The 25,015-nt window shown below is 67.8% G+C and carries 22 protein-coding genes; 14 read left to right on the forward strand and 8 right to left on the reverse strand.

The annotated features are described in order from the left end of the window. Positions 1 to 43: 43 nt before the first annotated feature. The 4 genes from RN901_RS00900 to RN901_RS00915 all read right to left on the reverse strand — a co-directional run bounded on the left by RN901_RS00900 (position 44) and on the right by RN901_RS00915 (position 4,882). Positions 44 to 1,180, reverse strand: coding sequence for a DUF3179 domain-containing (seleno)protein (locus RN901_RS00900; protein ID WP_310754859.1), 1,137 nt, complete (start codon positions 1,178 to 1,180; stop codon positions 44 to 46). A gap of 185 nt (positions 1,181 to 1,365) precedes the next feature. Continuing rightward, the gene (locus RN901_RS00905) at positions 1,366 to 1,512 is read right to left on the reverse strand and encodes a hypothetical protein (protein ID WP_310754861.1); all 147 of its coding nucleotides are present in this window, start codon (positions 1,510 to 1,512) and stop codon (positions 1,366 to 1,368) included. Between the two features lie 543 nt (positions 1,513 to 2,055). Next, positions 2,056 to 3,837, reverse strand: a complete 1,782-nt coding sequence (glpD, locus tag RN901_RS00910; RefSeq protein WP_310754863.1) for a glycerol-3-phosphate dehydrogenase — start codon at positions 3,835 to 3,837, stop codon at positions 2,056 to 2,058. Then, the gene (locus tag RN901_RS00915) at positions 3,785 to 4,882 is read right to left on the reverse strand and encodes a zinc-binding dehydrogenase (RefSeq protein ID WP_310754865.1); all 1,098 of its coding nucleotides are present in this window, start codon (positions 4,880 to 4,882) and stop codon (positions 3,785 to 3,787) included. Before RN901_RS00915 ends, glpD begins: the two co-directional genes overlap by 53 nt. A gap of 136 nt (positions 4,883 to 5,018) precedes the next feature. Between RN901_RS00915 and sufC the strand changes: the two genes are divergently transcribed. The 10 genes from sufC to RN901_RS00965 are packed head-to-tail and all read left to right on the forward strand — an operon-like array spanning position 5,019 to position 12,802. Next, positions 5,019 to 5,795 carry a Fe-S cluster assembly ATPase SufC gene (gene sufC / locus RN901_RS00920; RefSeq protein WP_310754867.1) on the forward strand — a complete coding sequence of 259 codons (777 nt, stop codon included), beginning with the start codon at positions 5,019 to 5,021 and terminating at the stop codon, positions 5,793 to 5,795. 25 nt (positions 5,796 to 5,820) lie between these two features. Continuing rightward, entirely contained in the window at positions 5,821 to 7,236 is a 1,416-nt protein-coding gene (sufB, locus tag RN901_RS00925; RefSeq protein ID WP_310754869.1) for a Fe-S cluster assembly protein SufB, read from the forward strand. Between the two features lie 46 nt (positions 7,237 to 7,282). Continuing rightward, a complete protein-coding gene (gene sufD, locus RN901_RS00930; RefSeq protein WP_310754871.1) occupies positions 7,283 to 8,614 on the forward strand; it encodes a Fe-S cluster assembly protein SufD in 1,332 nt (443 codons plus the stop codon). Beyond that, on the forward strand, positions 8,611 to 8,922 hold the full coding sequence (locus tag RN901_RS00935) for a non-heme iron oxygenase ferredoxin subunit (RefSeq protein WP_310754872.1): 312 nt from the start codon (positions 8,611 to 8,613) through the stop codon (positions 8,920 to 8,922). The genes sufD and RN901_RS00935 overlap by 4 nt, the downstream gene beginning before the upstream one ends. Before the next feature lie 46 nt (positions 8,923 to 8,968). After that, positions 8,969 to 10,291 (forward strand): SufS family cysteine desulfurase, encoded by a 1,323-nt coding sequence (locus RN901_RS00940; protein WP_310754874.1) that lies wholly within the window; start codon positions 8,969 to 8,971, stop codon positions 10,289 to 10,291. Positions 10,292 to 10,295: 4 nt separating this feature from the next. Next, positions 10,296 to 10,793 (forward strand): Fe-S cluster assembly sulfur transfer protein SufU, encoded by a 498-nt coding sequence (gene sufU / locus RN901_RS00945; RefSeq protein ID WP_310754876.1) that lies wholly within the window; start codon positions 10,296 to 10,298, stop codon positions 10,791 to 10,793. 40 nt (positions 10,794 to 10,833) lie between these two features. Further along, on the forward strand, positions 10,834 to 11,745 hold the full coding sequence (rsgA, locus tag RN901_RS00950; protein WP_310754878.1) for a ribosome small subunit-dependent GTPase A: 912 nt from the start codon (positions 10,834 to 10,836) through the stop codon (positions 11,743 to 11,745). Continuing rightward, positions 11,742 to 12,338 (forward strand): CoA pyrophosphatase, encoded by a 597-nt coding sequence (locus tag RN901_RS00955; protein WP_310754880.1) that lies wholly within the window; start codon positions 11,742 to 11,744, stop codon positions 12,336 to 12,338. The genes rsgA and RN901_RS00955 overlap by 4 nt, the downstream gene beginning before the upstream one ends. Further along, entirely contained in the window at positions 12,335 to 12,529 is a 195-nt protein-coding gene (locus RN901_RS00960; protein WP_310754882.1) for a hypothetical protein, read from the forward strand. The genes RN901_RS00955 and RN901_RS00960 overlap by 4 nt, the downstream gene beginning before the upstream one ends. Continuing rightward, positions 12,530 to 12,802 (forward strand): OsmC family protein, encoded by a 273-nt coding sequence (locus RN901_RS00965; RefSeq protein WP_310755757.1) that lies wholly within the window; start codon positions 12,530 to 12,532, stop codon positions 12,800 to 12,802. Between the two features lie 62 nt (positions 12,803 to 12,864). Here the strand turns inward: RN901_RS00965 and RN901_RS00970 are convergent, their stop codons facing one another. Both RN901_RS00970 and RN901_RS00975 read right to left on the reverse strand, forming a co-directional pair. After that, positions 12,865 to 14,238, reverse strand: a complete 1,374-nt coding sequence (locus RN901_RS00970; RefSeq protein ID WP_310754884.1) for a dipeptidase — start codon at positions 14,236 to 14,238, stop codon at positions 12,865 to 12,867. A gap of 116 nt (positions 14,239 to 14,354) precedes the next feature. Next, positions 14,355 to 15,494 carry a diaminopropionate ammonia-lyase gene (locus tag RN901_RS00975; protein WP_310754886.1) on the reverse strand — a complete coding sequence of 380 codons (1,140 nt, stop codon included), beginning with the start codon at positions 15,492 to 15,494 and terminating at the stop codon, positions 14,355 to 14,357. 120 nt (positions 15,495 to 15,614) lie between these two features. Here RN901_RS00975 and RN901_RS00980 point away from each other — a divergent pair, with 120 nt between their 5' ends. From RN901_RS00980 to RN901_RS00995, 4 genes are all read left to right on the forward strand, one after another. Next, complete coding sequence (locus RN901_RS00980; protein WP_310754888.1) at positions 15,615 to 15,989, forward strand: VOC family protein; 375 nt, start codon at positions 15,615 to 15,617, stop codon at positions 15,987 to 15,989. A gap of 25 nt (positions 15,990 to 16,014) precedes the next feature. After that, positions 16,015 to 17,289 (forward strand): hypothetical protein, encoded by a 1,275-nt coding sequence (locus tag RN901_RS00985; protein WP_310754890.1) that lies wholly within the window; start codon positions 16,015 to 16,017, stop codon positions 17,287 to 17,289. 191 nt (positions 17,290 to 17,480) lie between these two features. Beyond that, positions 17,481 to 17,888, forward strand: coding sequence for a hypothetical protein (locus tag RN901_RS00990; protein ID WP_310754892.1), 408 nt, complete (start codon positions 17,481 to 17,483; stop codon positions 17,886 to 17,888). Between the two features lie 185 nt (positions 17,889 to 18,073). After that, entirely contained in the window at positions 18,074 to 20,641 is a 2,568-nt protein-coding gene (locus RN901_RS00995; RefSeq protein WP_310754894.1) for a DPP IV N-terminal domain-containing protein, read from the forward strand. Positions 20,642 to 20,689: 48 nt separating this feature from the next. Here RN901_RS00995 and RN901_RS01000 read toward each other — a convergent pair whose 3' ends face one another. Together RN901_RS01000 and icd are read right to left on the reverse strand one after the other, a co-directional pair. Next, complete coding sequence (locus RN901_RS01000) at positions 20,690 to 23,443, reverse strand: pitrilysin family protein (RefSeq protein ID WP_310754896.1); 2,754 nt, start codon at positions 23,441 to 23,443, stop codon at positions 20,690 to 20,692. Positions 23,444 to 23,525: 82 nt separating this feature from the next. Beyond that, a complete protein-coding gene (icd, locus tag RN901_RS01005; protein ID WP_310754898.1) occupies positions 23,526 to 24,779 on the reverse strand; it encodes an NADP-dependent isocitrate dehydrogenase in 1,254 nt (417 codons plus the stop codon). Positions 24,780 to 25,015: the final 236 nt, after the last annotated feature.

The raw sequence follows: 25,015 nt of genomic DNA on the forward strand, positions 1-25,015 counted from the left end.
AACCCCTGCGTCAGCGCCGAGAGCGGTGAGGCGCCGGCGCAACTCAGTGCGGACGCCGTCTCACCAGGTCGGGATCCGGCGGCAGCAGCGCCGTGTCGTCCGCCGGCACGAAATCCGCGGAACCCGTGAGAGGAACCGGAGCGACCCACACCTCCGTGTCCGGTTGGAAGGCCGCCCACGCAAACCAGAAAGCGTGGTACGCCTCGGGGTGAGCTTCGAGTTTTTCCCCCTCCAGCGGTCCCTCCACCGCCTCTCCCGCGAAATTCCACACGCTCCCCGTCTCCACGTCCTGTCGGCGACCGTCGACGACCTCGAACGTGAGCGGCCGCCCGTTGGCTCGAGCCCGGTAGATTCTCGCGCTCTGAGCGCTGGAGTTCCAGAACGCGACGATCGGCTCTCCACCCGCCCTCGCACTCGCGGCCCAGACGAACGTGTTCTGACCTTCCTGGTCCCGGGCCGCGACTTCTCTCAGGTCCGCGATGGCGAACGCGATGCCGCCGGTTCCCGCCGGGACGCCGACCACGCGCTCCTTCGGCTTTCGGCGAGGATCGATCGGGGCGGAAGTCGGATAGAAGAGCAAGGCGTTGTCGGGGTCCCGATAGTTCCCGTACGGGTAGAGCGTGTAGAGGAAGTCGTGCCCCGTCGCGCGTGTCGCGACCCACGTGTCCAGAAAGATCTGGAGCCAGGCCCCGTACAGCATCAACTCGTACGGCACGCGCGTCAGGCTGCTGCCGTCCCGCGGGCCGCACGTGGCGGAGCGCGTCAACTGGGGGTAGAGCGTCCCGGAGCCGTCGTCCATCACGAGGTTGTTGTCGAGAACGTAGTTGGACACCGCGAAGTCGGGCGTGCCGCTCGGCTCGGGATCGAAGACGCTGACCGACCCCGTCAGCGGCGAGTAGGTGATCGTGAGCCGTTCTCCCGTCGCATTCGGGTCGGCCGGATCGACTTCGGCCTGCAGGTTCAGAACCTCGTGGTACCAGAGGAGCTTCAGGGGTATGGCGAGGGGCTGGCCGTTGAATTCGAGCCCGATCACGAGATCGCCGCGAGTGACGTAGCCGACGTGGGGCGCGATGAGCCGCGTGGCAACTCCGGGATTCGTGAGCGCCGGAATACTCGAGCGCTCCACGCCGGCGTCCGTGAAGTTCGCGAGCGGGAGCGAGCAATCCGAGAACCCGGTCAACGGGCCAAAGCTCTCTCCGGAGCATGCGGCGAGCCCCACCGCACACACCACCACGGCAATACTGCTGCTAGCTGGATTCATCCGGTGCCTCGCACCTGTCATGCTCCGTCACCGTCCGACGCGAGAGTGCCCGACGGCTCCTAAGACGGAAAGACCGGCGAGGCCGCCGGCCGTGCCACGGGCTGCTAGATGAACAAGGCCTCGTTCTCGGAATCGACTCCCTGAACGTCGGCCTTCTGCGTCCGCACATCCTTCTGGCCCACCTGACGCTGCCCGACGACGATCATCGCGATACTCGCGACGAGCGCCAGCGCGATCCTGAACTTCTTCATGGCGTCCCCCCTCCTCCATCGTCCCTGCACCCAACGCCGCACCTAAAGCCGGATCCGGACACAGATCGCTCCCATAGTATAAGGCCTTCCTGCCGTTTAACGAATTCTCCGGTCCGATGGTGACACGCCGGATGGGTGCGTCGGCCTCGATGGCCCAGCGGTTGAGGGTGTCCCTGGCCAGCGCGAGGTCGATCTCCGCCAGCAGCGTGCCTTCCGTATCCCGGGCCTCGAGGCGAACGAGGTCGGCGCGCACGCGGATGTTCACGCGAACCGAATCCCGACGCGGCACGGTATCGAGCACCACGCTCCCGGCTCCTGCGGCGGCGAAGACGTACGCGTCCACGTCGAGCGGGTTGACGAGGAGAATCCGGTACTCGCGGGTCGGACCCTCGCCCGGGAGCGGGGCGACCGCCGCGGCGGCGTCGGACGGCACGGAATCGGGCGGGACACCGGACGAATCGGGGGTGTCGTCGACCGGGGCGCACGCCGCCGTTAGCCACACAAGCGCGCAAAGAGTGCGGCCTGCTCGGAAAGGCCGCCGGTTCAGCGGACCCCCTTCCCGTGGGCCGCCAGCTCGCGGATCGCGTCGTCGTCCACGGCCCTGAATGTCAGCGCCCGTTTCATTTCCTCCGCCTGCCGTTCGCCTGTCCAGCCCAGCTCCGGGGCCATGACTTCGGCGACGCGGCGCGCCGCCTCCGGCGTCCCGGAGCGCGTCTCGAGGCCGACCCGCATCCGCCGAAAGAGAATGTCTTCCACGTGAAGGGCCATCTCGCTCCGCACCGAATACACCGCTTCGGCCAGAAGGTGCGGCCTCTCCGCGACGACCCTCTCGCCGAGTCGCGGGTTTCGCTCGACAAGGTCGAGGACCCGGTTCGCTCGTGTCCCGTATGCGCGGGTGAGGCGGTCGGCGGAGGCGCGCCCGAGTCCCTGCGTGCGGGCGCGCTCCTGGATCCGGCCGCGAAGCGCGTCCAGGTCCCGGAACCGCGCACCGGGAAGCGGAACCTTGTCCGTGTCCACCTTCCGAAGCGCTTTCACGCCGGCCGGCGCAAGGAACGCCTGTACGCGATCCATCGTTGCCTCGGCCATGTGCCGGTGAGACGTCAGTTTTCCTCCGCTCAGCGTGAAGACGCCCGGGGGATGCTGATGAACCTCGAACTCCCTCGACACGCCGCCCTCCTCGGCACCGTCCGCGGGCGGCGCGACGAGCGGCCGCAGGCCGGCCCAGGCGCTGATCACATCCTCCGGTCCCAGCTTCGATGCGGGGAGCAGGCGACGGGTGGCCTCGAGCAGGTAGGCGATGTCCGCGGGGGTGGCCGCGACCTCGTGCGGGCGGCCGTCGAAGAACTCGTCCGTCGTGCCGATGAGGGTCAGGTCCTCCCGCCACGGCAGGACGAACATCACGCGGCCGTCCTGGGGAGCTTCGAAGATCAGGGCACCGGAGTGACCCACCCGTTCGCGCGCCACGTGGATGTGCGTCCCCCGCGAGGGACGGATGCGCACGGCGGACGTCGCGCCACTCCCCGGGCGGGACCCCGCCGGGCCCGCAATGACGCGGTCGAGCATCCGTTCGGCCCACGCGCCGGTGGCGTTGACGATCGCAAGGGCGTCGACTCCCACTTCCCGTCCGCTCTCCGCATCTCTCACCAGCGCCCGGTGGCCCGGCCAGTCCGAGGCGTCGATACGGACGACCTCGGCCCGGTTGACCACGGTCGCCCCGGCCTCGACCGCCGCCACGATGGTCGTGACGACGAGCCGGGCATCGTCGACCTGGGCATCGAAATAGCGCGCGCCGCCGAGAAGCCCTTCGGTGCGCAGCCCGGGCTCGCGGGCGAGCATCGCCTCGGTGTCGAGCATCTGATGACGCTCGATGTTGCGGAACAGCGAGAGCGCATCGTAGAGCCACATCCCCGCGTCCAGCTTCGTCCGGCCGATGCGGCCGTCCCGAAAGATCGGAAAGTGGAACTCCAGCGGCCGCACGAGGTGGGTCGCGATCCGGAGCAGGGTCCGCCGTTCCTGGCTCGCCTCGAACACGAGGTCGAACTCGAAGTGCTCCAGGTAGCGCAAGCCGCCGTGGACGAGGCGGGAAGAACGGCTGCTCGTGCCCCACGCGAAATCCGCGGCTTCGACGAGAGCGGTGCGAAAACCGCGGCGGGCCGCGTCACGCGCGACGGCGGCGCCGGAAACGCCGCCCCCGATGACGAGGACATCGAAGGCGGTCTCCGCGAGGCTCCGGAACCGCTCGGCGCGCCCGGGAGCCGTCACGGCGCCGGGGTCACGGCTCGAGGACGAGCTTCCCGAAGACTCCGCCCGCCTCCAGCCGCTCATGGGCCTCGCGCGCGCGGTCCAGCGGCCACACGTCGTCGACGACCGGGGTGAGGGTACCGTCCAGCACGAGCCCCATCACGGCCTCGAACTCGGCACGCGTCGCCATCGTGGTCCCCATGATCGATGTCTGACTCCAGAACAGACGTGCGATGTTGAGCGTGCCCTGCGGTCCGGTCGTCGCCCCGTACACGACCATTCTGCCCGCGCGCGCCAGGGTGCGAACGCAGCCCTCCCACGTCGCGGCGCCCACGCTGTCGAGGACGAGGTCGACGCCGCGCTTCTCCGTCTCCAACCACACGCGCCGCGAGAAATCCTCCTCGAGACGATCGATGACGAGGTCCGCCCCCAGCGCCTCCACCCGCTGCACGTTCAGCGGTCCGCTCGTGACCGCGAATACGCGCGCCCCGCGGTGTTTCGCGATCTGGATCGCGGCGGTGGAGACGCCGCCGGACGCCCCGGTTACGAGGACCGTCTCTCCCGGCGCCAGCCGTCCACGCGAGAGGAGTCCGCGCCATGCCGTCTGGTATACGAGCGGCGCGACGGCCGCGGTCGCGAACGGGAAGCCGTCGGGGAGCCGGACCAGGTTGCGCACCGGAACCGCGACCAGTTCCGCGAAGCCGCCGGGCACGTGCTCGCCGAGGATGCGGTAGGAGGCGCAGAGGGGGTGCTCGCCGCGGGCGCACCACTCGCAGTCGTCTCGGGCGCACCACAGGCCCGGATTCACCGCGACCCGGTCGCCGGGGGCCCAACCCTCCACTCCATCCCCCGTCACCGTGATCTCGCCCGCCACATCGGAGCCCCCGACGTGCGGCATCTCCAGCGTGAGTCCGGGCAGGCCGCGCCGCGTCCAGAGGTCGAGGTGGTTGAGGCCCGCCGCGCGCACGCGGATCAGCACTTCACCGGGACCCGCCGTCGGCTCGCGCAGGTTGCCGACGCGGATGACGTCGGGCCCGCCGTGTCGTTCGAAGTAGGCCGCTTTCATGGCCGCCAACCTACCGTCGCGCCGCAGCCCCTGCAGGAGCCGCCAGTTGAGAACGGGTCTCAACGAGGCTTGATAAGGGGTCGTGCGCCGCGTACCTTGTTTCGCCGATAATCGTTATCGGTTCAGCTTGATTCGATCGCTGCGTTTTCCAGGCCGGCGCCCCTGGGTGACCGGCCTTTTGCAACACAAGAGGACACGAATGTCAGAACCGCTTCTGTCGATACGCGGACTCCGGGCGAAAGTCGAAGGCGAGGACGGGGAAATCCTCCGCGGCGTCGACCTGGACCTCGCGCGTGGCGAAGTGCATGCGCTGATGGGACCCAACGGCTCGGGCAAGAGCACGCTCGCCAAGGTCATCGCGGGCCACCCGGCCTACGAGGTGACGGCCGGCGAGATCCTGTTCGAGGGGGAGGATGTCCTCGAGTTGGAGCCCGATGAGCGGAGCCGGGCGGGCATCTTCCTCGCCTTCCAGTATCCGGCGGAGATCCCGGGCGTCTCGATCGCCAATTTTCTGCGTACGGCCGTGAGCTCGCGGCTGGGCGAGGGCGAGGAGATGGATGTGTTCGGGTTCCAGCGCACGCTCACGGAGAAGATGGAGATGCTGAGGATGGATCCGGGCTTCGCGGCCCGGTATGTGAACGACGGCTTCTCCGGCGGCGAGAAGAAACGGAACGAGATCCTGCAGATGGCCGTGCTTCGGCCGGCGCTCGGGGTTCTGGATGAGACGGACAGCGGACTCGACATCGACGCGCTCAAGATCGTGGCCAGCGGAGTGAACCGCCTGTCCGAAGCCGACGAGGCGCTCGGGGTTCTGCTCATCACGCACTACAAGAGGATCCTCAACTACATCCAGCCGGACGTCGTCCATGTGATGATGGCGGGTCGCATCGCGGAGAGCGGCGGCGCCTCGCTCGCCGACAAGCTGGAGGCCGAGGGTTACGACTGGCTCCAGCAGCAGCCCGTGGCGGCTGTCTGACTCCGTAAGGGAAGGTAGAAGAATCATGCCTCAGAACGAGACGATCACCGGACTCGGACTCGACGAGTACAAGTACGGATTTGTCACGGAGGACAAGCCCGTCTTCAAGGCCGTCCCCGGCCTCTCCCGCGACATCGTCCAACAGATCTCGCACCACAAGGAAGAGCCGGAGTGGATGCTCGACTTCCGCCTCAAGGCGCTCGATGTCTACTACTCGAAGCCGATGCCGAAGTGGGGCGGCGATCTCTCGAGGCTCGAGGACACGCTCGACGAGATCTATTTCTACCTGAAGCCGCAGGACCAGATGGAGCGGTCCTGGGACGACGTCCCGCAGGAAATCAAGGACACGTTCGAGAAGCTCGGGATCCCCGAGGCGGAGCGTAAGGCGCTCGCCGGGGTCGGGGCCCAGTACGAGTCGGAGATGGTCTACCACTCCCTGAAGGAGCAGTGGGAGGAGCAGGGCGTGATCTTCGAGTCGATCGAGGATGGGCTCGCGAAGCACCCCGAACTGTTCCGGCAGTACTTCTCGACCGTCGTTCCCACGCACGACAACAAGTTCGCGGCGCTCAACTCGGCGGTATGGTCGGGCGGGTCGTTCGTCTACATCCCGAAGGGGGTGAAGGTGGAGATCCCGCTCCAGGCCTACTTCCGGGTCAACGCGGAGCGCATGGGCCAGTTCGAGCGCACGCTCATCATCTGTGAGGAGGGGGCGGAAGCCCACTACATCGAGGGCTGCACGGCACCGGTCTACTCGACGGATTCGTTCCACTCCGGCGTCATCGAGATCGTCGTCAAGAAGGGCGCGCGCTTCCGGTACACCACGATCCAGAACTGGTCGAACAACATGTACAACCTCGTCACGCAGCGGGCGCTGGTGCACGAGGAGGCGAAGATGGAGTGGCTCGACGGGAACCTGGGCTCGAAACTCACCATGAAGTATCCGTCCTGCTATCTGGTCGGAGAGCGCGCGCACGGCGAGATCCTCTCCATCGCGTACGCGGGAGACGGTCAGCACCAGGACACCGGCGGCAAGGTGATCCACGCCGCCCCCAACACGACGTCGCAGATCACCTCGAAGTCGATCTCGAAGGGGCTCGGACGCTCCTCCTACCGCGGACTGTGCAAGGTGTATGACGGCGCCGTGGGCGCGAAGTCCAACGTCGAGTGCGATGCCCTGCTGCTCGACGAGCGGTCGCGCACGGACACTTACCCCTACATCGAGATCGACGAGAACACGGCGTCGATCGGGCACGAGGCCACGGTCTCGAAGGTCGGGGACGAGCAACTCTTCTATCTGATGAGCCGCGGTCTCGACGAGGCGGAGGCGATGGCGATGATCGTGCGCGGCTTCATCGAGCCGGTGGCCAAGGAGTTGCCGCTCGAGTACGCGATCGAACTGAATCGCCTGATCGAGCTGGAGATGGAAGGATCGGTCGGATAGCCCCGACTCCCGCTCCCGGACACCGACGACGAGGGATTCTCAGGATATGAGCACGATGACGGCCGGGCCGGCGGAGTCGACGCTGGCCGCGGCGGATTTCGATACGCTGGCCGGCGGGCTGCCGGAGCCGGAAGTGATCGCGGGGGCGCGGGCCGCCGCATGGGAACGGTTCGCCGCCCTTCCCTGGCCGACGAAGAAGTCGGAGGAATGGCGGTACACGGACCTCACGAAGGTCGGCTTCGAGGCGCTCACGCCGGTGGTCCCGGCGCGCGCGACGGCGGAAGCGCTGTCGGCGGATGTGCGCGAGGTGCTCGGACGCTCAGGGGAGCGCGCGGGCGTCGTCGTGCTGCGGGAGGGGCGGGTCGCGCATCTGGAGCTTGAACCCGAGGTAGCCCGGAGCGGCGTGGTCCTGTGCTCGATCCGGGACGCGGCGGACCGGCATCCGGAGGTGCTGAGACGCGCGCTATTGGAGGCGCAACCGGGCCCCGCGGAGGAGAAGCTCTGGGCGCTGCACCTCGCCCTCCTGGGCGGAGGCTATTTCCTCCACGTGCCGCGCGGGGTGGAGATGCCGGCGCCGATCCACGCGTTCCACATCGTCGAGCGGGCGGGGACACTCTCCTCTGCACATTCGTTCGTGTACGGGGAGTCGGGCGCCCGGGCCGCGGTCATCGACGAGTTCCTCTCCGACGACCTCGAGGCGGAGACGGTCTCGCTTCACGGGGCGACGATCACGGGGGAGGGAGGCTCGGGTATCGAGTACGTCGCGCTCCAGCGTTTCGGCCGGGGCGTGAAGCGGTTCTCGACGCAGCACATCAACGCGGGCCGCGACTCCCGTGTCGTGACCTTCAATGTCGCGCTGGGCGGTGACCTCTCGCGGGCGGACGTCACAAGCCGTCTCGACGGGCCCGGGAGCGACAGCGAGATGCTCGCGCTCTGGTTCGGGGACTCCGACCAACACTTCGACCATCACACGCTGCAGCATCACGCGGCGCCGCACGCGCACAGCGATCTGCTGTTCAAGGGGGCCCTGACGGATGCGGGTTCGAGCGTCTTCCGCGGGCTGATCCGGGTCGACAAGGGAGCGCAGCTCACGGACGCCTATCAGACGAACCGCAACCTGCTTCTGAGTGAGGGCTCCCACGCCTCCGCGCTTCCCAACTTGGAGATCGAGGCCGACGATGTGCGCTGCTCGCACGGGGCGACGATCGGACAGGTGGAGGACGGGCAACTCTTCTATCTGATGAGCCGCGGCCTCACGCGGCGACAGGCCGAGCGCCTGCTCGTGTTCGGGTTTTTCGATGAGGTTCTGGGGCGTCTGCCGATGGAGGGGGTGCGCGCGCGCGTTCGCGAAGCGATCGAGGAGAAGATCGGGCTATGAGCCGTTTCGTCACGGTGGCCAAGGTCGGCGACGTGCCGGAGAACGGGACGTGCGGGGTGATGGCCGAGGACCTGGCGATCGCCCTCATCCGGAGCGGGGGCGAGGTCTACGCGCTCGAGAACTGCTGCTCGCACGAGGAGTTCCCGCTCTCGGAGGGTGAGGTCGAGGCGGGCGAGATCACCTGTCTTCTCCATGGGGCGCGCTTCGATCTTGCGACCGGCGCGCCGAGGGCGCTCCCGGCGGTCATGCCCGTCCGACGCTTCGACGTGCGGATCGACGGGGACGACATCCAAGTCGACCTCGACTGAGCGGGACCCAGCCGAGGACCGGGGTCCGATGACGGAGACAGCGGAGATGACCGGTACGAAGCCCGCGACGGGCGTACTTGCGTCCGGGGGCCCCTCGGAGGCGGCCGGCCGGCGCGATGCGGGTGAGGCTTCGGAGAAGGACGGCTGGGACCTCGCGGCGATCCGGGCCCAGTTCCCCATTCTCTCGCGGGAAGTCAACGGCCACCCCCTGGTCTATCTCGACAACGCGGCGAGTTCACAGCAGCCGCTCCGTGTGCTGAACCGGGTCGAGCGCTACCTGCGCGAGGAGCACGCCAATGTGCACCGCGGCGTGCATCAGCTCAGCGCGGAGGCGACGGAGGCATACGAGGACGCGCGCCGTGCGGTGGCGGCGCATGCCGGCACGAGGGAGCCGGCGGAGATCGTCTTCACCCGCGGCACGACGGAGGCGGTGAACCTCGTCGCGTCGAGTTGGGGAGGGGCGTTCATCGGCGCGGGCGACGAGATCGTGCTCACGAAGATGGAGCACCACTCGAACCTCGTGCCGTGGCAGCTGCTCGCCGGCCGCACGGGGTGCAGTCTCCGCTTCGTCGACGTCACGCCCGAAGGCACGCTCGATCTGGACGATTTCGACCGGCTCCTCGGGAAGCGAACCCGGCTGGTCGCCTGTACGCACGTCTCCAACAGCCTCGGGACCGTCAATCCGGTCCGCGAGATCGTGGATCGCGCGCACGCCGCCGGCGCGCTGACACTCATCGACGGAGCGCAGGCCGCACCCCATATGCTGACCGATGTGGCGAAGATCGGGTGCGACTTCTACGCGTTCAGCAGCCACAAGATGTGTGGCCCCACCGGCGTCGGAGCGTTGTGGGCCAGAAGAGAACTGCTGGAGGAGATGCCTCCGTACCAGGGCGGGGGCGAGATGATCTCGGACGTGAAGCTCGAGAGATCAACCTGGGCCAAGGTTCCGCACAAGTTCGAGGCCGGAACGCCCAACATTTCGGGCGTCGTGGGCTTCGGGGAAGCCGCCCGCTTTCTCGCGGACCTCGGACCGGAGGCGATCGCGTCTCATGAAGGCGCCCTGAAGCACGCCGTGTTCGAGCGACTCGACGGGATCGAAGGGCTTCACCTGTACGGGCCGCGCGAGGAGAGGACCGCGGTCTTCTCCTTCACGTACGGTGACGTACATCCGCACGACCTCTCCACGATCCTCGACCAGCGGGGAATCGCGATCCGGGCGGGGCACCATTGCAACCAGCCGCTGATGGACCACTACGGGATCAGCAGTACGGCCCGGGCGAGCTTCTACTTCTACAACTCGCTGCGGGAAATCGACGTGCTGTGCGACGGCATCGCCCTGGCGGCCGAAGTCTTCGGCGGCATCGCCTGAATCCATGATCGAACCCCGTCCGAGAGCGCCCGGGACCATCGACCGGGAGATCCCTTCGTCGCTCAACCAGCTGTACCAGGAAGTCATCCTCGATCACTACCGGAAACCCCGGAACAAGGGGCATCTGGACGAAGCCACGCACGCGATCACCATGAACAACCCGCTTTGCGGCGACGTGATCGAACTCATGTTGCGCGTGGAGGGGGGGAGCATCGCCGAGGCGCGCTTCCTGGGCCGCGGGTGCTCGATCAGCCTGGCGTCCGCGTCGATGCTCACGGGACGCGTGCGGGGGAAGTCGCTCGAGCAGGCGCTGGAACTTTCCGGAAAGTTCACGCACCTCCTGCACGGAGACGGAGCGCTGCTGTCCGACGACGACCTCGGCGACCTCCGCACGCTGGCGGGGGTCTCGAAGTTTCCGGTCCGCATCAAGTGCGCGCTGCTGGCGTGGAACTGTCTCGAGGAGCTGGGGGACGGGACGGACGCGGACGGCGGCTCCGCGTGAGCTCGAGCTACGCGACTCCGGACGGAAGCCGCGGCTCGGCGTGACATCCGGCGGCCCCTCCACCGCCGTCGGCCGCGTGCTGCGGATCGCGGGTGGGATCTATCACGTGGACGATTCCTCGACCGTGGTCCGGGCGTCGCTGCGCGGGCGCCTGAAGCGCGCGGACTCGCGGATCGTTTCGGTCGGCGACCTCGTCGAGCTGGAACGCGTCGGCGACGAGATGCGGATCGTTCGGCTCCGTGAGCGAAGCGGCGCGCTGTCCCGGCACGGCGTCTCCAAGCGGCGCGAGCAGGTGATCGTCGCGAACGTCGACCAGGTCGCCGTCGTCGTTTCGGTGACGGCGCCCGATCCCGATTTCCTCATGGTGGACCGACTCCTCGCGCTTGCGGCGCTGAGCGGCATCGACGCCTTCCTCGTCGTGAACAAGACGGACCTCGCGGAGCCCGCGCCCGCAGACGGCCTCGAGCAGTACGCGGCGCTCGGCGTGGAGACGCTGCGGACGAGCGCCGAATCGGGGGCGGGACTGCCGGCGCTTGCCGGACGCCTCGCGGGCCGGATCACGGTGCTCAGCGGGCAGTCGGGCGTGGGGAAGTCGAGCCTGTTGAACGCGATCGTGCCGGCACTCGACTTGCGTGTGGGCGAGATCAGCGAGCGGCGGGGGCGAGGGCGGCACACGACGGTGGCGTCGGCGCTCTATCGATACCCGGACGGCGGCTACGTGGCGGACACGCCCGGCCTGCAGTATCTGGCGCTGTGGGGGCTGGATCCCGCGGAGCTTCCGGTGGGCTTCGGCGAGATCGCCACGGCGGGCGAGGGCTGCCGGTTCGCGGACTGCCGACATCGAGTGGAGCCGGACTGCGCGGTTCGCGCGGCCGTGGAGGATGGGACGATCCGGCGGCGACGGCTGGAGAGCTACCTGCGGCTCCTCGACGAGGCGGAGAAGGGTCGGTGAGCGAAGGCTGGAGCGCGGCGCGGGTCGCGCATCGGCTGGTGGCGGCGGGGCACACGGTCGTCGACCCCGGGGCGGCGGAGCGCCACGCGGCCGTGACCCTCGTGGTTCGTCCGCGGGGCCACGACCTGGAAGTGCTCTTCGTCCGGCGGGCGGAGGTCCCCGGCGACCCGTGGTCCGGCCATATGGCGCTTCCCGGCGGACACCGGGACGCGGTGGATGCGGACCTCCTGGAGACGGCGCGCCGCGAGTTGCGTGAGGAGGTGGGACTCGACCTTCCGCGTGGCGGGTTCCTTGGACGGCTCGACGACCTGCACCCTGTGACGCGCCGGATCCCGTCGATCCTCATCTCCCCCTTCGTAGCCTGGCACGGGGAGGACATCCGCGTCTCGACGAACGCCGAGGTGCAGTATCACGTCTGGGCTCCGCTCCGCGCGCTGCGCGACCCCTCCCTGCGTTCCGAAGTCCGCTACCCGGATGGTGGCCGGGAACACGTGTGGCCTTCCATCTTGTACGAGGGCGACGCCATTTGGGGGCTCACGCACCGCGTCGTCATGAACTTTCTCGACATCATCCTGGAGAGAACCAGCCAATGAGTGAAGTCGTCTATCGCTCGCACGTGAAGATCGTGCGGCAGAAGGGCCCATACCGCACCGCGGAGATCCCGGCCACCGACGCGCCGGTCGACTTCGGCGTCCATTCCGCGATCGCCGAGTACTACGGGGTTCGCGACAACCGCGACGTCGCCACGACACTCGACTATGTCATCGCCGCAACCGGCGGCTGACTGGCCGGAACCTTCGGGGGCGCGCTGGAAGCGCGCGGCGTAAAAGCGGATGAAGGACGGTTGGTGGCGAACGTGGAGGGCGACGTCGAGACGGACGACGGCGTGCTCGTGATCCGGCGGATCCGGGCCCGATATCGTCTCCAGGCGGACGAGGCGCACGCCGATGCGATCCGGCGCGCGTTCGAAGCCCATCCGCCGAAGTGTCCGGTCTACCGAACGCTTTCCGGCTGCATCGAGATCACGACGGAACTCGACGTCGTGCCCGTCGCCTAGTAGCCCGTGGCAAGCCCCGCTGCGGCGCCGCTCGAACGCAGCAGGGCTGTTGCCACGGGCTGCTAGGCCAACGGCTCGCCGAGGCGGCCGTAGAGGTCGGCGAGGGCCGCGATTCCCTTTCGGTAGACGCCGAGATCGATCCATTCGTCCGGCGCGTGCATGTTGCAGCCGGGAAGCGCGAAGCCGATGAGGAGCGCGGGAGCGCCGAACGTCTTCTCGAATTCCTGCACGATCGGGATCGAGCCGCCCTCGCGGATGTACGCGGGCGGGGCGCCGAACCCCGACTCCAACGCGGCGGAGGCAGCGTCGAAGATGGGATGTTCGGTGTCGGCCACCCATGGCGCGCCGCCGTGTGAGCGCTTGATCTCGACGGTCACGCCTTCCGGCGCGAGTTCGCGGACGCGGGCCTCGAAGGCCTCGACCACCTGCGCCGGGTCCTGATCCGGAACCAGCCGCATCGACACCTTCGCCATCGCCTGCGAGGGGAGAACGGTTTTCGAGCCTTCGCCGGTGAAGCCGCTGAGCAGTCCGTTTACATCCAGCGTCGGGCGATACCATAGCCGCTCGAGCGCCGAGAACCCGGCTTCTCCGCCCAGGGCCGGCGCTCCGACGCCCGCCCGGAGCGTCTCTTCATCCATGGGGAGGCGTTCGAGATCGGCGCGTTCGCGGGGGCTGATCGGTCGGACCGCATCGTAATACCCCGGCACGGTGGCCCGTCCGTGCTCGTCGCGGAGGCCGGCGAGGATGGCGGCCAGCGCGTTGGCGGGGTTCACGACCGCGCCGCCGTAGGTGCCGGAGTGCAGGTCCGACCAGGGGCCGTGGACGTTGATCTCCGTGTAGACGATGCCCCGCAGCCCGGTCGTGATGCACGGCAACTCCGGGGAGAACATCCCGGTGTCGCTGACGAGGATCGCGTCGCAGGCGAGCCGCTCGGCGTGCTCGTGGAGGAACGCCGCGAGGTGGCGGCTCCCCACCTCCTCCTCACCCTCGATCACGAGCTTGAGATTGACGGGGACGTCCGCTCCGGAGGCCAGGCGCGCCTCGAGCGCCTTGATGTGCATGTGGACCTGCCCCTTGTCGTCGATCGAGCCGCGGGCGTACAGGCGGCCGTCGCGAACCTCCGGTTCGAACGGCGGGCTCGTCCACAACTCGTCGGGCTCCGAGGGCTGCACGTCGTAGTGCCCGTAGACGAGCACGGTCGGAGCCTCTTCGGAGTGGATCCGTTCGCCGACGACGATGGGATGCCCCCCAGTTTCGATGACCTCGGCTTCCCCCATTCCCGCCGCGAGGAGGTGCTCGGCGACCCAGTCCGCGCAGGCGCGGACATCGTTCGCATGCTCTGGATCGGTGCTGATGCTGGGAATGCGGAGAAAGGCCTCCAGTTCGTCGTGAAACCTCGTGAGTTCGCGGTCGATATGGGCAGCGAAATCGGACATGTGATTCCTGGGCGGGTTGAGGGGACTCAGGGTGCGGTGGCGGTTCGGGTGTGCGACTCGATCATCGGCGTGATCGACTATACGGACGAGGGGGGCTGCGGCAAGCGGCCGCGCGGTCAGTCGAAACGCTGCTCGGTGACGATCGCGCCGACCCGCGCGGACGCGTCGAGGCCGAGGAGCCGGCACAGGCCGGGGAGGCGGGCCAGGGCGAGGAGCGCCCCTACGCCGGCGGCGCCGGACGGGCCCGCGATGATGCGGGCGCCCAGCCGACCGGACGCGAGCGCCTCGGCGCCGGCGGCCCAGACGGGCTCGGGGAGCGCGATCGCCGCGTCGAGCAACGGAGCCAGATAGTCCCAGGCGATCGTCGACGCGACGCCGGCGGCGAGACCGCCCATCTCGGTGTGGAACGGCGGCTCCGCGACGCTCGCCCGGCCGAATCGCAGGCTCCGGCCGAAGCAGTCGGCCCGCCACGGCTCGACGGCGATGAAACGCGGCCGTCCCTCGCCGCACGCCTGCCCGAAATGGCCGCACACGCCGGTCGCGAGGCCGCCGACGCCCGCCTGCACAAAGAGGTGCGTCAGCGGCGCCGAGCCGGCAGCCGCGAGGTCGTCCAGCATCTCCGCGCCGAGGAGCGTGTAGCCCGCCATGATGCGGCGCGGCGTCTCCTCGTAGCCTTCGTACGCCGTGTCGGAAACGACGATCCAGCCGTTCCGCGCCGCCTCCCGGTCGGTGTGCCCGACGACGCCGTCGTACTCGCCGGGTACGCGGACCACCCGTGCCCCGTGTCCCTCGATCGCGCGGGCGCGAGCGGGGATCGCGTCTTCCGGAAGGAAAATCACGCAGCGGCAGCCGAATTCGGCGCTTCCCCACGCCACGGATCGGCCGTGGTTCCCCGCCGAGGCAGTCGTGACCGTGATCTCGGCCGCCAGCGGATGCCCGGCGCGCAGTTCCGCCGCCGCGGGTCGCGTGCCGGTCCGGCGCTCGATCTCGTCCTGCAGCGCGCGCAGGACCGCGAACGCCCCGCCGAGCGCCTTGAACGAGCCGAGCCCGAAGCGCGGCGATTCGTCCTTTACCAGGACCGATTCCACTCCCAGCAACGCGGCGAGCCTCGGCAGTGTTACCATCGGCGTCGCGTCGTATCCATGCCAGCCCCGGATCACGTCCCGAGCTTCCGCGGCCGCGCCCGGAACGAGGATCCCTTCAGCGGCTTCGCGCCGCAGTTGCGGTGAGCGGAGCGAAAGGCGGAGTAGGCTCATTGCGTGGATGGTCGGAGTCGGAGAGGCGGGGGGTCTCGGCGCACACCGTTGGCCGCGCGGCCTCGGAGCATCAGTTTCCCGGCGACCATCGCCACAGCGCCCTCAACGCGGAGCGATCCCTTGGATCTCGGCCTCTTCTCGATCAGTCTCACGGTAAAGGACCTCGCCGCCTCGAAGGCGTTCTATGAGAAGCTCGGTTTCGTACAGACGGGCGGTGACCCCGAGGCAAACTACCTGATCATGATGAATGGAGGGACGGTGGTGGGCCTTTTCCACGGCATGTTCGAGAAGAACATCCTCACCTTCAATCCGGGGCTCACGCGCGAGGGCAAGCCCATGGAGTCGTGGACGGACGTCCGGGAACTCGAACGGACGCTGCGGGAACGCGGCGTGGAGATCACGCGCGGGACGGAGGAGGCGGGCGATTCCGGACCCGCCCATGTCGTTCTCGAGGATCCCGACGGCAACCCGATCCTCATCGACCAGTTCTTCTAGTGTCGCGTCCCACGGATATCCTCGAATGAAACCCTCAGCCTGTCTCGCTGCCCTGGCCTGCCTGGTCGCGGCCCCCCTGACCGCGCAGGAGGTGACGCCCATCGCCAACGGCAACGGCGCCCTCCGCGTCTTCTTCGATTGCGACGGCGGCCGCGGGATGTGCGACTTCGACTTCTACCGCCGCGAGATCCCGTACGTGAACTACACGCGCGACCGCGAGGACGCGCAGGTCCACGTGCTCATGACCTCCGAAGACACCGGCAGCGGAGGCCGGCGCTTCACGCTCGACTTCATCGGGCGGGAGGAGTTCGCGGAGGTCACGGACCGGCTCGAAGTCGTGACGCGGGCCAACCTCGCGTTGGAGCAGCGGCTGACGGACGTGGCCCGCACGCTCGAACTGGGACTGCTGCGCTACATCGCCCGCACCGACCAGGCTTCCAGCATCGACATCCACTACGACGGAGCCGACCACGGCGAGATCGCGGCACGGCCCGAGGACGACCCCTGGAACTTCTGGACCTTCCGGCTGCGCGCGAACGCCGAACTCGATGTGGACGAGCGCACCGAATCGTACGAACTCGAGAGCGGGTTCTCGGCCGACCGGGTGACGGACGCCCTGAAACTCGAATTCTCCGTTGACGGGAGCTACAACCGGCGGCTGTTCGAGACCTCCGACACGACGTCGGTCACGAGCATTCGCGAGAGCTACGAGGCCGAAGGGCTCAGCGTGTGGAGCCTGTCGGACCACTGGTCGGCCGGGGCCGCGTTCGAAGTGGGACACTCCAGCTTCGGAAACGAGAACCTGCAGCTCCGGCTGGGGCCCGCGCTGGAGTACAACATCTTCCCCTACTCCGAGTCGACCCGCAGGCAGTTCAATTTCCTCTACACGATCGGCCTCCGGTACCACGACTACATCGAGCAGACCGTCTTCCTGAAGGATGAGGAAACCCTCCCCCACCACCGGTTCAGCGTCCGCCTCAGTGTCCGCCAACCGTGGGGCGAGTCCTACGGATTTCTCACGTTCTCACAGTTCCTCCACGATCCCTCGAAGAACCGCTTCACCGCTTTCGCCGGGGCCGATTTCCGGATCTTCCGGGGCCTGTCGCTCCGGCTGAACGCGAACTACTCGCGCATCCGCGACCAGCTCAACGTGCCCGCCGGCGACGCCACGACGGAGGAGGTGCTCCTCAGACAGCGCATCCTCCAGAGCGGCTTCGAGTACGGCGTGTCGGTGGGCTTCTCCTACACCTTCGGGTCGATCTACTCCAACGTGGTCAACCCTCGGCTGGACCGGTTCTAGCCGTCCGATCGCGGATCGTCCCGCGACGCGGGGCGCGGGGCGGCCGGTCTTGCCGGTCGTGGTTCAATTCCTATGCTTCAAGGCAGGGTGGCCGCGCTCGGTGAGCCGTTGGCGCGAGCCGCACGCGTCTGCCCGCGGGGGGAAGGGACGTGTGCGGGGGGGCTTCACCACCTTCAGGCGGAGGGAACGCCATGAACACGAAGTGCCTCATCGCCTCGATCGCCGGCGCCGTCGTCCTCTTTGTGGGCGGCTACGTCCTGTACGAACTGCTCCTGGGTGGCTTCTTTGAAGCCAACATGGGCTCAGCCACCGGTGTCATTAAGGAGTCTCCCGAATTCCTCTGGATCGCCGTAGGCCAACTCGCCTCCGGCGGAGTGCTCGCGACCGCCCTGGGCTGGAAGGGCGCGACGGACGTCGCGGGCGGCGCCCAGGCGGGCGCCAAGCTCGGCGCCCTCATTGCCGCAGCCTTCGGGTTCGTGGCGCTGGGCGCGATGAACACCTCGACCCTCACCTCGGTCGTCGTCGACATCGTCGTCACGGCCGTACTGTGGGGCGCCGCCGGCGCGGTCGTCGGCATGATGCTCGGACGCGGCGACTAGCCACATGAGCTGCTGACCCGGCTTGACCCCTGTCGGTGGGGGGTCGGTCGCCCGGACCGGCTCCCACCGATCGGGCTTGCCTCCGCGCGCCGCGGGGCGGCCATCTGGACAGGCCGCCCCGACCTCCTCCACGTTCTCCGGCGTTCTCTCATTTCGTTCCGATCACGACAGCCACGAGTCTAGCCATGAACTCCGCATACCGTCCCGGCTTACGCCTTTTCCTCGCCCTCGCGACCGCGATCCTGCTGGCGGCGCCGCTCGCCGCGCAGGAAACGGGCGACGGTCCGGCGAACTACCGCCTCGCGGCGCGCTTCGCGCCGTACAAGATCCAGGACCTGATCTACTCGACTTCGGTGGATCCGCAGTGGATCGAGGGCTCCGAGTCGTTCTGGTACGAATGGGAGACCTCGGACGGCTCCTTCTACTACATCGTCGATCCGGTGGCCGGGACGAAGCGGCAGATCTTCGACAACGACCGGATCGCGGCCGAGCTGACCCGCATCACGCGCGATCCCTGGGACGGCCAGCACCTCCCGATCCGGGCGATCAAGTTCATCGACGCGAACACGCTCCAGTTCGAGGTCGAGTCCTCGCAGGACGAGGAGGAAGACGACACCGGGTCGGAGATGGAGGAACTGGACGAGGAAGAGGAAGAGGGCGAGCAGCAGCGACGGCGCGCCCGGAAGAAGGTGTTCCACTTCGAGTACGACGTGAACACGCGGGTGCTGCGGGAACTCGAGGACTGGGAGGCGCCCGACAATCATCCGTCCTGGGCCAGCGTGTCACCGGACGGACAGACGGTGGTCTTCGCCCGCCACCACAACCTCCATGTGATGAGCGGCGACGACTACCAGCAGTTCCTCGAGGCGCGCCGCGGGAAGAGCGGAGACGAGGCGGACGAGGCGGAGGAGGGGATCGAGGTCGAGGAGACGCAGCTCACGACGGACGGCGAGGAGCACTACAGCTACGCCGTGTTCGAGCGCGGAGACACGGACATCGAGCGGCAGGAGAACGCGGACGAGCGGAAGCGGGTGTCGATCTCGTGGTCCCGTGATTCACGCCGCTTCTCCCTGATCCGCCGCGACCGGCGCGAGGTGGGCAACCTCTGGGTCATCCACATGGTCGGCAACAAGCGGCCGGAACTCGAGTCCTACAAGTACGACATGCCGGGCGAGGAGACGGTGAGCCAGCCCGAGCTTCTCATCTACGACCTCCAGGACCGGAGCATCGTCGAGGTCGCGATGCCTGAGGAGTGGAAGGACCACCGCCTCTTCACGACGTCCGCTCGGCAGTTCCGCTATCCGGACAGCGAGGAGCCGTTCCGTTCCCTGTGGCTCTCTCCCGGCTCGGACGAGCTTCACTTCGTGAGGCAGAGCCGCGACCAGCACCGCGTCGACGTGATGGTGGCGGACGCCGCGACGGGCGCGGCGCGCGTGCTGTTCGAGGAGCGGCTCAACACGTACGTGGAGTTCCAGCGGCTCGAACTCCTCGAGTCGGGCGACATGCTGTGGTGGTCGGAGCGGGACGGGTGGGCCCACCTGTACCGGTTCGGGCCGGACGGTACGCTTCGCAACCGCCTCACCGAAGGTCCGTGGTCGGTGCGCCAGGTGGTCGGGATCGACGAGTCGGCCGGTGTGGTCTACTTCCAGGCCAACGCACGGGAGGCGGGCGAGGACCCCTACTACCAGCACCTGTACCGGGTGAACCTCGATGGCTCCGGACTGACGCTCCTCAACCCCGGCGATTTCGACCACCGGGTGGAGATGGGGGAGTCGAACCGCTTCTTCGTCAGCAACTACTCGCGCGTCAATACGACGCCGACCTCCGCGCTCCACGCGGCCAACGGCCGCCGGATCATGGACCTCGAGACCGCGGACTTCTCGAAGCTCGAGGAGGCGGGGTACGGATTCCCCGAGCCCTACACGGTGAAGGCGGACGACGGGGTGACCGACCTGTACGGCGTCATGTACAAGCCGTTCGACTTCGACCCGGCGAAGACGTACCCGATCGTGGCCTACGTATACCCGGGGCCGCAGACCGAGTCGGTGGCGAAGGCGTTCTCGACGGCGCGCTACGAGACGGCGCTGGCCCAGTTCGGGATCGTCGTGATCACGGTGGGGAACCGCGGCGGCCACCCGGCCCGCTCGAAGTGGTACCACAACTACGGGTACGGGAACCTCCGCGACTACGGGCTGGCGGACAAGAAGACCGCAATCGAGCAGCTCGCGGACCGGCACGACTTCATCGACATCGACCGGATCGGCATCTACGGGCACTCCGGGGGCGGCTTCATGTCGACGGCGGCGATGCTTGTCTACCCCGATCTCTTCAAGGTCGCGGTCTCATCCTCGGGGAACCACAACAACGACGTCTACAACCAGAACTGGTCCGAGAAACACCACGGCGTGCGTGAGGTCGTCGACGACAGCGGGAACGTGACCTTCGAGTACGAGATCGAGCGCAACTCGGACCTGGCCGCGAACCTCAAGGGGCGTCTGCTGCTCACGACGGGGGACATCGACAACAACGTCCACCACGCCGGCACGCACCGCATGGCCGAGGCGCTGATCCGGGCCAACAAGCGCTTCGATTACTTCGTCTTCCCCGGCCAGCGGCACGGCTACGGGGACATGAGCGACTACTGGTTCTGGCTGCGCGCGGAGTACTTCGTGAAGCACCTGCTGGGCGACACGCGGTGGAGCCCGGACATCATGCAGTTGAACGTCGAACAGGAGCAGACGGGCGGCCGCTGACCGGGCCGCCCGCCGCTTCCTGTCGGCGGGTCCGGCAGTCCGTGACTGCTAGGGAACGAGCTTGTTGGCGAAGTCGCCGCCGCGGATGATCGTAAGCTTCGCCGGGTCGATATGGCGCCGCATCGCGGCCACGACATCGCCCGCCGTCAGCGCTTCGATCGCGGTCTCCTGCTCCGCGGTGAAGAAGAGCGGACGGTCCAGGAACAAGCTGTTCGACAGCATGTTCGCGATGACCGCGTCGTTCGCGCGGCCGTTCTGCTGCTGGTCCAGGTAGCCGCGCTTCGCGGTCTCGAACTCTTCGGGCGAGAAACCGTCCGCGAGGGTGGTCTCGAGAACGTCCTCGAACGAGGCGACTACCCTGTCGGCGTTCTCCGGCGCGAAGATCGCGAACGCCAGGAACTGCGCGGCGTCATCGATCGGGGGCGCACCGTAGTTGGAACTCACGCCGTACGACAGGCCTTCCTCTCCCCGGATCCTGCTGAACAGCCGGGAGTTCATGCCGCCGCCCAGAATGTGGTTGCCGAGGAGGAGCGCCGGGTAGTCCGGGTGATCGTCGCGCATCTGAACCGCGAGTCCGGCGAACATCATGGCGTTCGCCTTGTCCGGCGTCTCGATATCGAGGGTCAGCGGCTCGATTTCACGGTACTGGACCGGCACGCGGGCGTAGGCTTCGCTCGCGGTCCAGTCGCCGAACAGTTCCGCGATCAGCGCGCGGATCTCCTCACCGTCGAAATCGCCAATCACGGACACGGTGCCTCCCTGCGCCCCGTAGAAACCCTCCCAGAAGGCGCGCACCTCGTCCACCGTCGCGGCCTCGAGGCGCTCGATCTGCTCCTCGAAGGTCGGCGCGTAGCGGGGATGATCCGCCGGGTAGTCGGCGAAGTGGCGCTGAAACGCCTGCAGCACGAGGGCCTGCGGCTCCGACATCTGCGACTCGATGCCGGCCAGACGCTCCTCGCGCAGCAGTTCGAACTCTGTCGGATCGAAGGCCGGCTGCTGGAGGATCTCGGCGCCGAGCCGGAGGACGGCCGGAAGATTCTCCCGCACGGTGGTGAATGATCCGCTCGCCGTAGTGGCACCCCCGTTGACGAAGCCCTGGGCCTTCAGGCGATCGAGTTCGTCGGAGATCTCCTGGCGGGAGCGGCTCTCCGTCCCGCGCATCAGCATGGAGCCGGCGAGCGAGGCGGCCGTGGCTTTCCCCATGAGGGCGTTTTCCGTGCCATGCCGCAGTACCAGGCGCACGCTCACTGCGTCGCCGCGGTTTTCCTTCGCGAGAAGGGCGACCTTGAGGCCGTTGGGCAGTTCGAACCGCTCCGTCCGAGCCTCGATGTTCTCGATCGTGGGATCGAACGCCTCGCCCTCGGCCACCGCCTCGCGCCCCGTGTACGAGGCAACGAGCGCACCGACGTCCGGCGGCGCGGGAATCTCGGCTCGAGCCGGCGTCTCATCCGTCGGGTAGAAGTAGCCGATCGTCCGATTCGAAGGCTTCAGATAGGCTTGCGCGACCTGGTGAACCGCGTCAGGCGTCACCCGTTCCAGGCGGTCGCGGTGCAGGAAGAAGAGACGCCAGTCGCCCATCGACGCCCATTCGCTGAGCTGCAGGGCTATCCCCTGGGGGTTGTTGAACGAGAGCTCGATGCCCGAGAGAAAGTCCGTCTTCGCCCGGTCGACTTCCTCCTCGGTGGGAGGTTCGTCGACGAGCGCCTGAATCGTGGCGAGCATGACGTCGGCGGCTTCGTCGAGCGAGTCACCCTCGCGCACCTCCGTACCGGCGAACAGGATGCCCGGCTCGCGCAACTGGAAATTGCCGGCGAACGCGTTGGCGGCCAAACCCGGCTCGACGAGCGCCTGGTAGAGGCGCCCTGCGGGACGCGCGGTAAGGATGTGCGTCATCACGTCGACCGCGGCGAAGTGCTCGTGAGAACCGGGCGGCATGTGATAGGCCGCCATCGCGAACTGGACATCGCCCACGCGCCGCAGCGTGACGGTCCGCTCGCCGTCCTGGGCGGGCTCGGCGGTGTACGTATTGAACAGCTGGTTCGCCCCCGTGCGATCCGGCCGCGGGAGGGGGCCGAACTTCTCGGCCACGAGTTCGAGCGCCCGCTCCGGATCGAAGCGTCCGGCGACGACGAGGACCGCATTGTCCGGCTGGTAGTACTTCCGGTAGAAGGCCTGCAGCCGGTCGATGGGCACGTTCTCGATATCCGCGCGCGCGCCGATCGTGGAGTTCCCGTAGTTGTGCCAGTCGTAGGCGGCGGACAGGACCCGCTTCTGGAGTACGCCGCGCGGGCTGTTCTCGCCTGCCTCCCACTCGTTCCGGACGACCGTCATCTCGGAATCGAGATCCTCCTGGGCGATGAACGAGTTCACCATGCGGTCGGCCTCCAGATCGAGCGCCCACTCGAGGTTCTCGTTCGTGGCCGGGAACGTCTCGAAGTAGTTCGTGCGGTCGAACCACGTCGTGCCGTTCGGGAAGGCGCCGTGCTCGTCCAGTTCCTTCGGGATGTCCGGGTGGTTCGGGGTCCCCTTGAACACCAGGTGCTCCAGGAGATGGGCCATGCCCGTTTCACCGTACCCTTCGTGTCTCGAACCGACGAGGTAGGTGATGTTCACTGTGATGCGCTGGTTGCTCTGGTCGGGGAAGAGCAGGAAGCGCAGCCCGTTATCGAGGTGGTACTCCGTAATCCCTTCGACGCTGGCGACCTCTGTGACGCCTGCGGGAAGCTGGGCCTCTACCGTACCGGGTACGGCCAGCACGGACACGAACCCCGCCACCGCCGCAAACCTGCCTGTCTTTCTCATCTCTTTCTCCATCGGATACAACGACTGCGGGATCGGACCTCCCGATCCCCGATCGCCCGGCGTACGACCGTTGCCGGGTCCATCACATGTTGTCGATCATGGCCTGACCGAACTCGCTGCACCTGAGGAGCGTCGCTCCTTCCATCAGGCGCTCGAAGTCGTACGTCACGCGCTTCTCGCTTATGGTTGCGCTCAGGGAGGATACAATAAGGTCGGCGGCTTCGTTCCACCCGATATGCCGCAGCATCATCTCCCCGGACAGGATGACGGATCCCGGGTTCACCTTGTCCTGTCCGGCGTACTTCGGCGCGGTACCGTGCGTGGCCTCGAAGATCGCGTGGCCTGTCTCGTAGTTGATGTTCGCCCCGGGGGCGATGCCGATCCCGCCCACCTGCGCCGCGAGCGCGTCCGAGATGTAGTCCCCGTTCAGATTCATGGTCGCGATCACGTCGTACTCGGCGGGCCGCGTGAGGATCTGCTGAAGGAACGCGTCGGCGATCACATCCTTGACGACGATGCCGTCCGAGGTCCTGCACCAGGGGCCGCCGCCGAATTCCCGCGCCCCGAACTCGTCCTTCGCGAGTTCGTAGCCCCAGTCGCGGAACCCGCCCTCGGTGAACTTCATGATGTTCCCCTTGTGGACCAGCGTGACGCTCCCGCGCCCCCGGTCCCTGGCGTATCGGATCGCGGCGCGGACGAGTCGCTGGGTCCCTTCCCGCGAGATCGGCTTCACCCCGAAGGAACTGGTCTCCGGAAAACGGATCGTCGAGACGCCCATCTCGTCGCTCAGGAAGGCGCGCAGACGGCGGGCCTCCTCGGTCCCGGCCTCCCATTCGATGCCGGCGTAGATGTCCTCGGTGTTCTCGCGGAAGATCGTCATGTCGACGAGGTCCGGCTGGCGAACCGGCGACGGGACGCCGTCGAACCAGCGTACCGGGCGGACGCACGCGAACAGGTCGAGTTGCTGGCGCAGCGCCACGTTGAGCGACCGGATCCCGCCACCCACGGGCGTCGTGAGGGGCCCCTTGATCGCGACCCGGTGATGCCGGACGGCGCGGAGCGTGTCCTCGGGGAGCCAGTCCCCGGTGCGATCGAACGCCTTCTGACCGGCGAGCACCTCGAACCACGCGATCCGCCGCCCGTCACCGTAGGCCTTTTCGACGGCCGCTTCGAGAACCGCGCTTGCGGCGCGCCAGATATCGGGACCGATCCCATCTCCTTCGATGAAGGGAATGATCGGACGGTCGGGCACGTCGAGGCGGCCGCCGGCCATGCGGATGGTGTTCCCGCCGGAGGGCGTGCGCAGGGTGTCGTATGCAGGAGACGCGTCGGACATGGGGGTTTCTCGAGTGAGTTTCGGGGATCTTCGGTCACCGGAGATCGGTGGCGGCGGGAGGGGAGAGTACGCCCGCCCTTCACCGATGACAAACCATGCAGGTTGTATACAGATACATCGTCTGTATACGCTCCGCGCGCACTCAGGACCTCAAGTGAAATCTCCAGGCGGCGCCGCACGGGAGCCGAATGAGGCGGCCCCCGTACAATAGCGCGTTGCCGGTCAGTGGCTTATGG

The organism is Candidatus Palauibacter soopunensis, from assembly GCF_947581735.1.
Taxonomy (GTDB): Bacteria; Gemmatimonadota; Gemmatimonadetes; order Palauibacterales; family Palauibacteraceae; genus Palauibacter; species Palauibacter soopunensis.

What these genes read in the sequence shown, in the direction of transcription:
- RN901_RS00905 (WP_310754861.1), bottom strand. Translation starts at nt 1,512, where the DNA reads ATGAAGAAGTTCAGGATCGCGCTGGCGCTCGTCGCGAGTATCGCGATG.
- glpD (WP_310754863.1), bottom strand. Translation starts at nt 3,837, where the DNA reads ATGAGCGGCTGGAGGCGGGCGGAGTCTTCGGGAAGCTCGTCCTCGAGC.
- sufC (WP_310754867.1), top strand. Translation starts at nt 5,019, where the DNA reads ATGTCAGAACCGCTTCTGTCGATACGCGGACTCCGGGCGAAAGTCGAA.
- sufB (WP_310754869.1), top strand. Translation starts at nt 5,821, where the DNA reads ATGCCTCAGAACGAGACGATCACCGGACTCGGACTCGACGAGTACAAG.
- sufD (WP_310754871.1), top strand. Translation starts at nt 7,283, where the DNA reads ATGAGCACGATGACGGCCGGGCCGGCGGAGTCGACGCTGGCCGCGGCG.
- RN901_RS00935 (WP_310754872.1), top strand. Translation starts at nt 8,611, where the DNA reads ATGAGCCGTTTCGTCACGGTGGCCAAGGTCGGCGACGTGCCGGAGAAC.
- RN901_RS00940 (WP_310754874.1), top strand. Translation starts at nt 8,969, where the DNA reads ATGACCGGTACGAAGCCCGCGACGGGCGTACTTGCGTCCGGGGGCCCC.
- sufU (WP_310754876.1), top strand. Translation starts at nt 10,296, where the DNA reads ATGATCGAACCCCGTCCGAGAGCGCCCGGGACCATCGACCGGGAGATC.
- RN901_RS00960 (WP_310754882.1), top strand. Translation starts at nt 12,335, where the DNA reads ATGAGTGAAGTCGTCTATCGCTCGCACGTGAAGATCGTGCGGCAGAAG.
- RN901_RS00970 (WP_310754884.1), bottom strand. Translation starts at nt 14,238, where the DNA reads ATGTCCGATTTCGCTGCCCATATCGACCGCGAACTCACGAGGTTTCAC.
- RN901_RS00975 (WP_310754886.1), bottom strand. Translation starts at nt 15,494, where the DNA reads ATGAGCCTACTCCGCCTTTCGCTCCGCTCACCGCAACTGCGGCGCGAA.
- RN901_RS00985 (WP_310754890.1), top strand. Translation starts at nt 16,015, where the DNA reads ATGAAACCCTCAGCCTGTCTCGCTGCCCTGGCCTGCCTGGTCGCGGCC.
- RN901_RS00990 (WP_310754892.1), top strand. Translation starts at nt 17,481, where the DNA reads ATGAACACGAAGTGCCTCATCGCCTCGATCGCCGGCGCCGTCGTCCTC.
- RN901_RS00995 (WP_310754894.1), top strand. Translation starts at nt 18,074, where the DNA reads ATGAACTCCGCATACCGTCCCGGCTTACGCCTTTTCCTCGCCCTCGCG.
- RN901_RS01000 (WP_310754896.1), bottom strand. Translation starts at nt 23,443, where the DNA reads ATGAGAAAGACAGGCAGGTTTGCGGCGGTGGCGGGGTTCGTGTCCGTG.
- icd (WP_310754898.1), bottom strand. Translation starts at nt 24,779, where the DNA reads ATGTCCGACGCGTCTCCTGCATACGACACCCTGCGCACGCCCTCCGGC.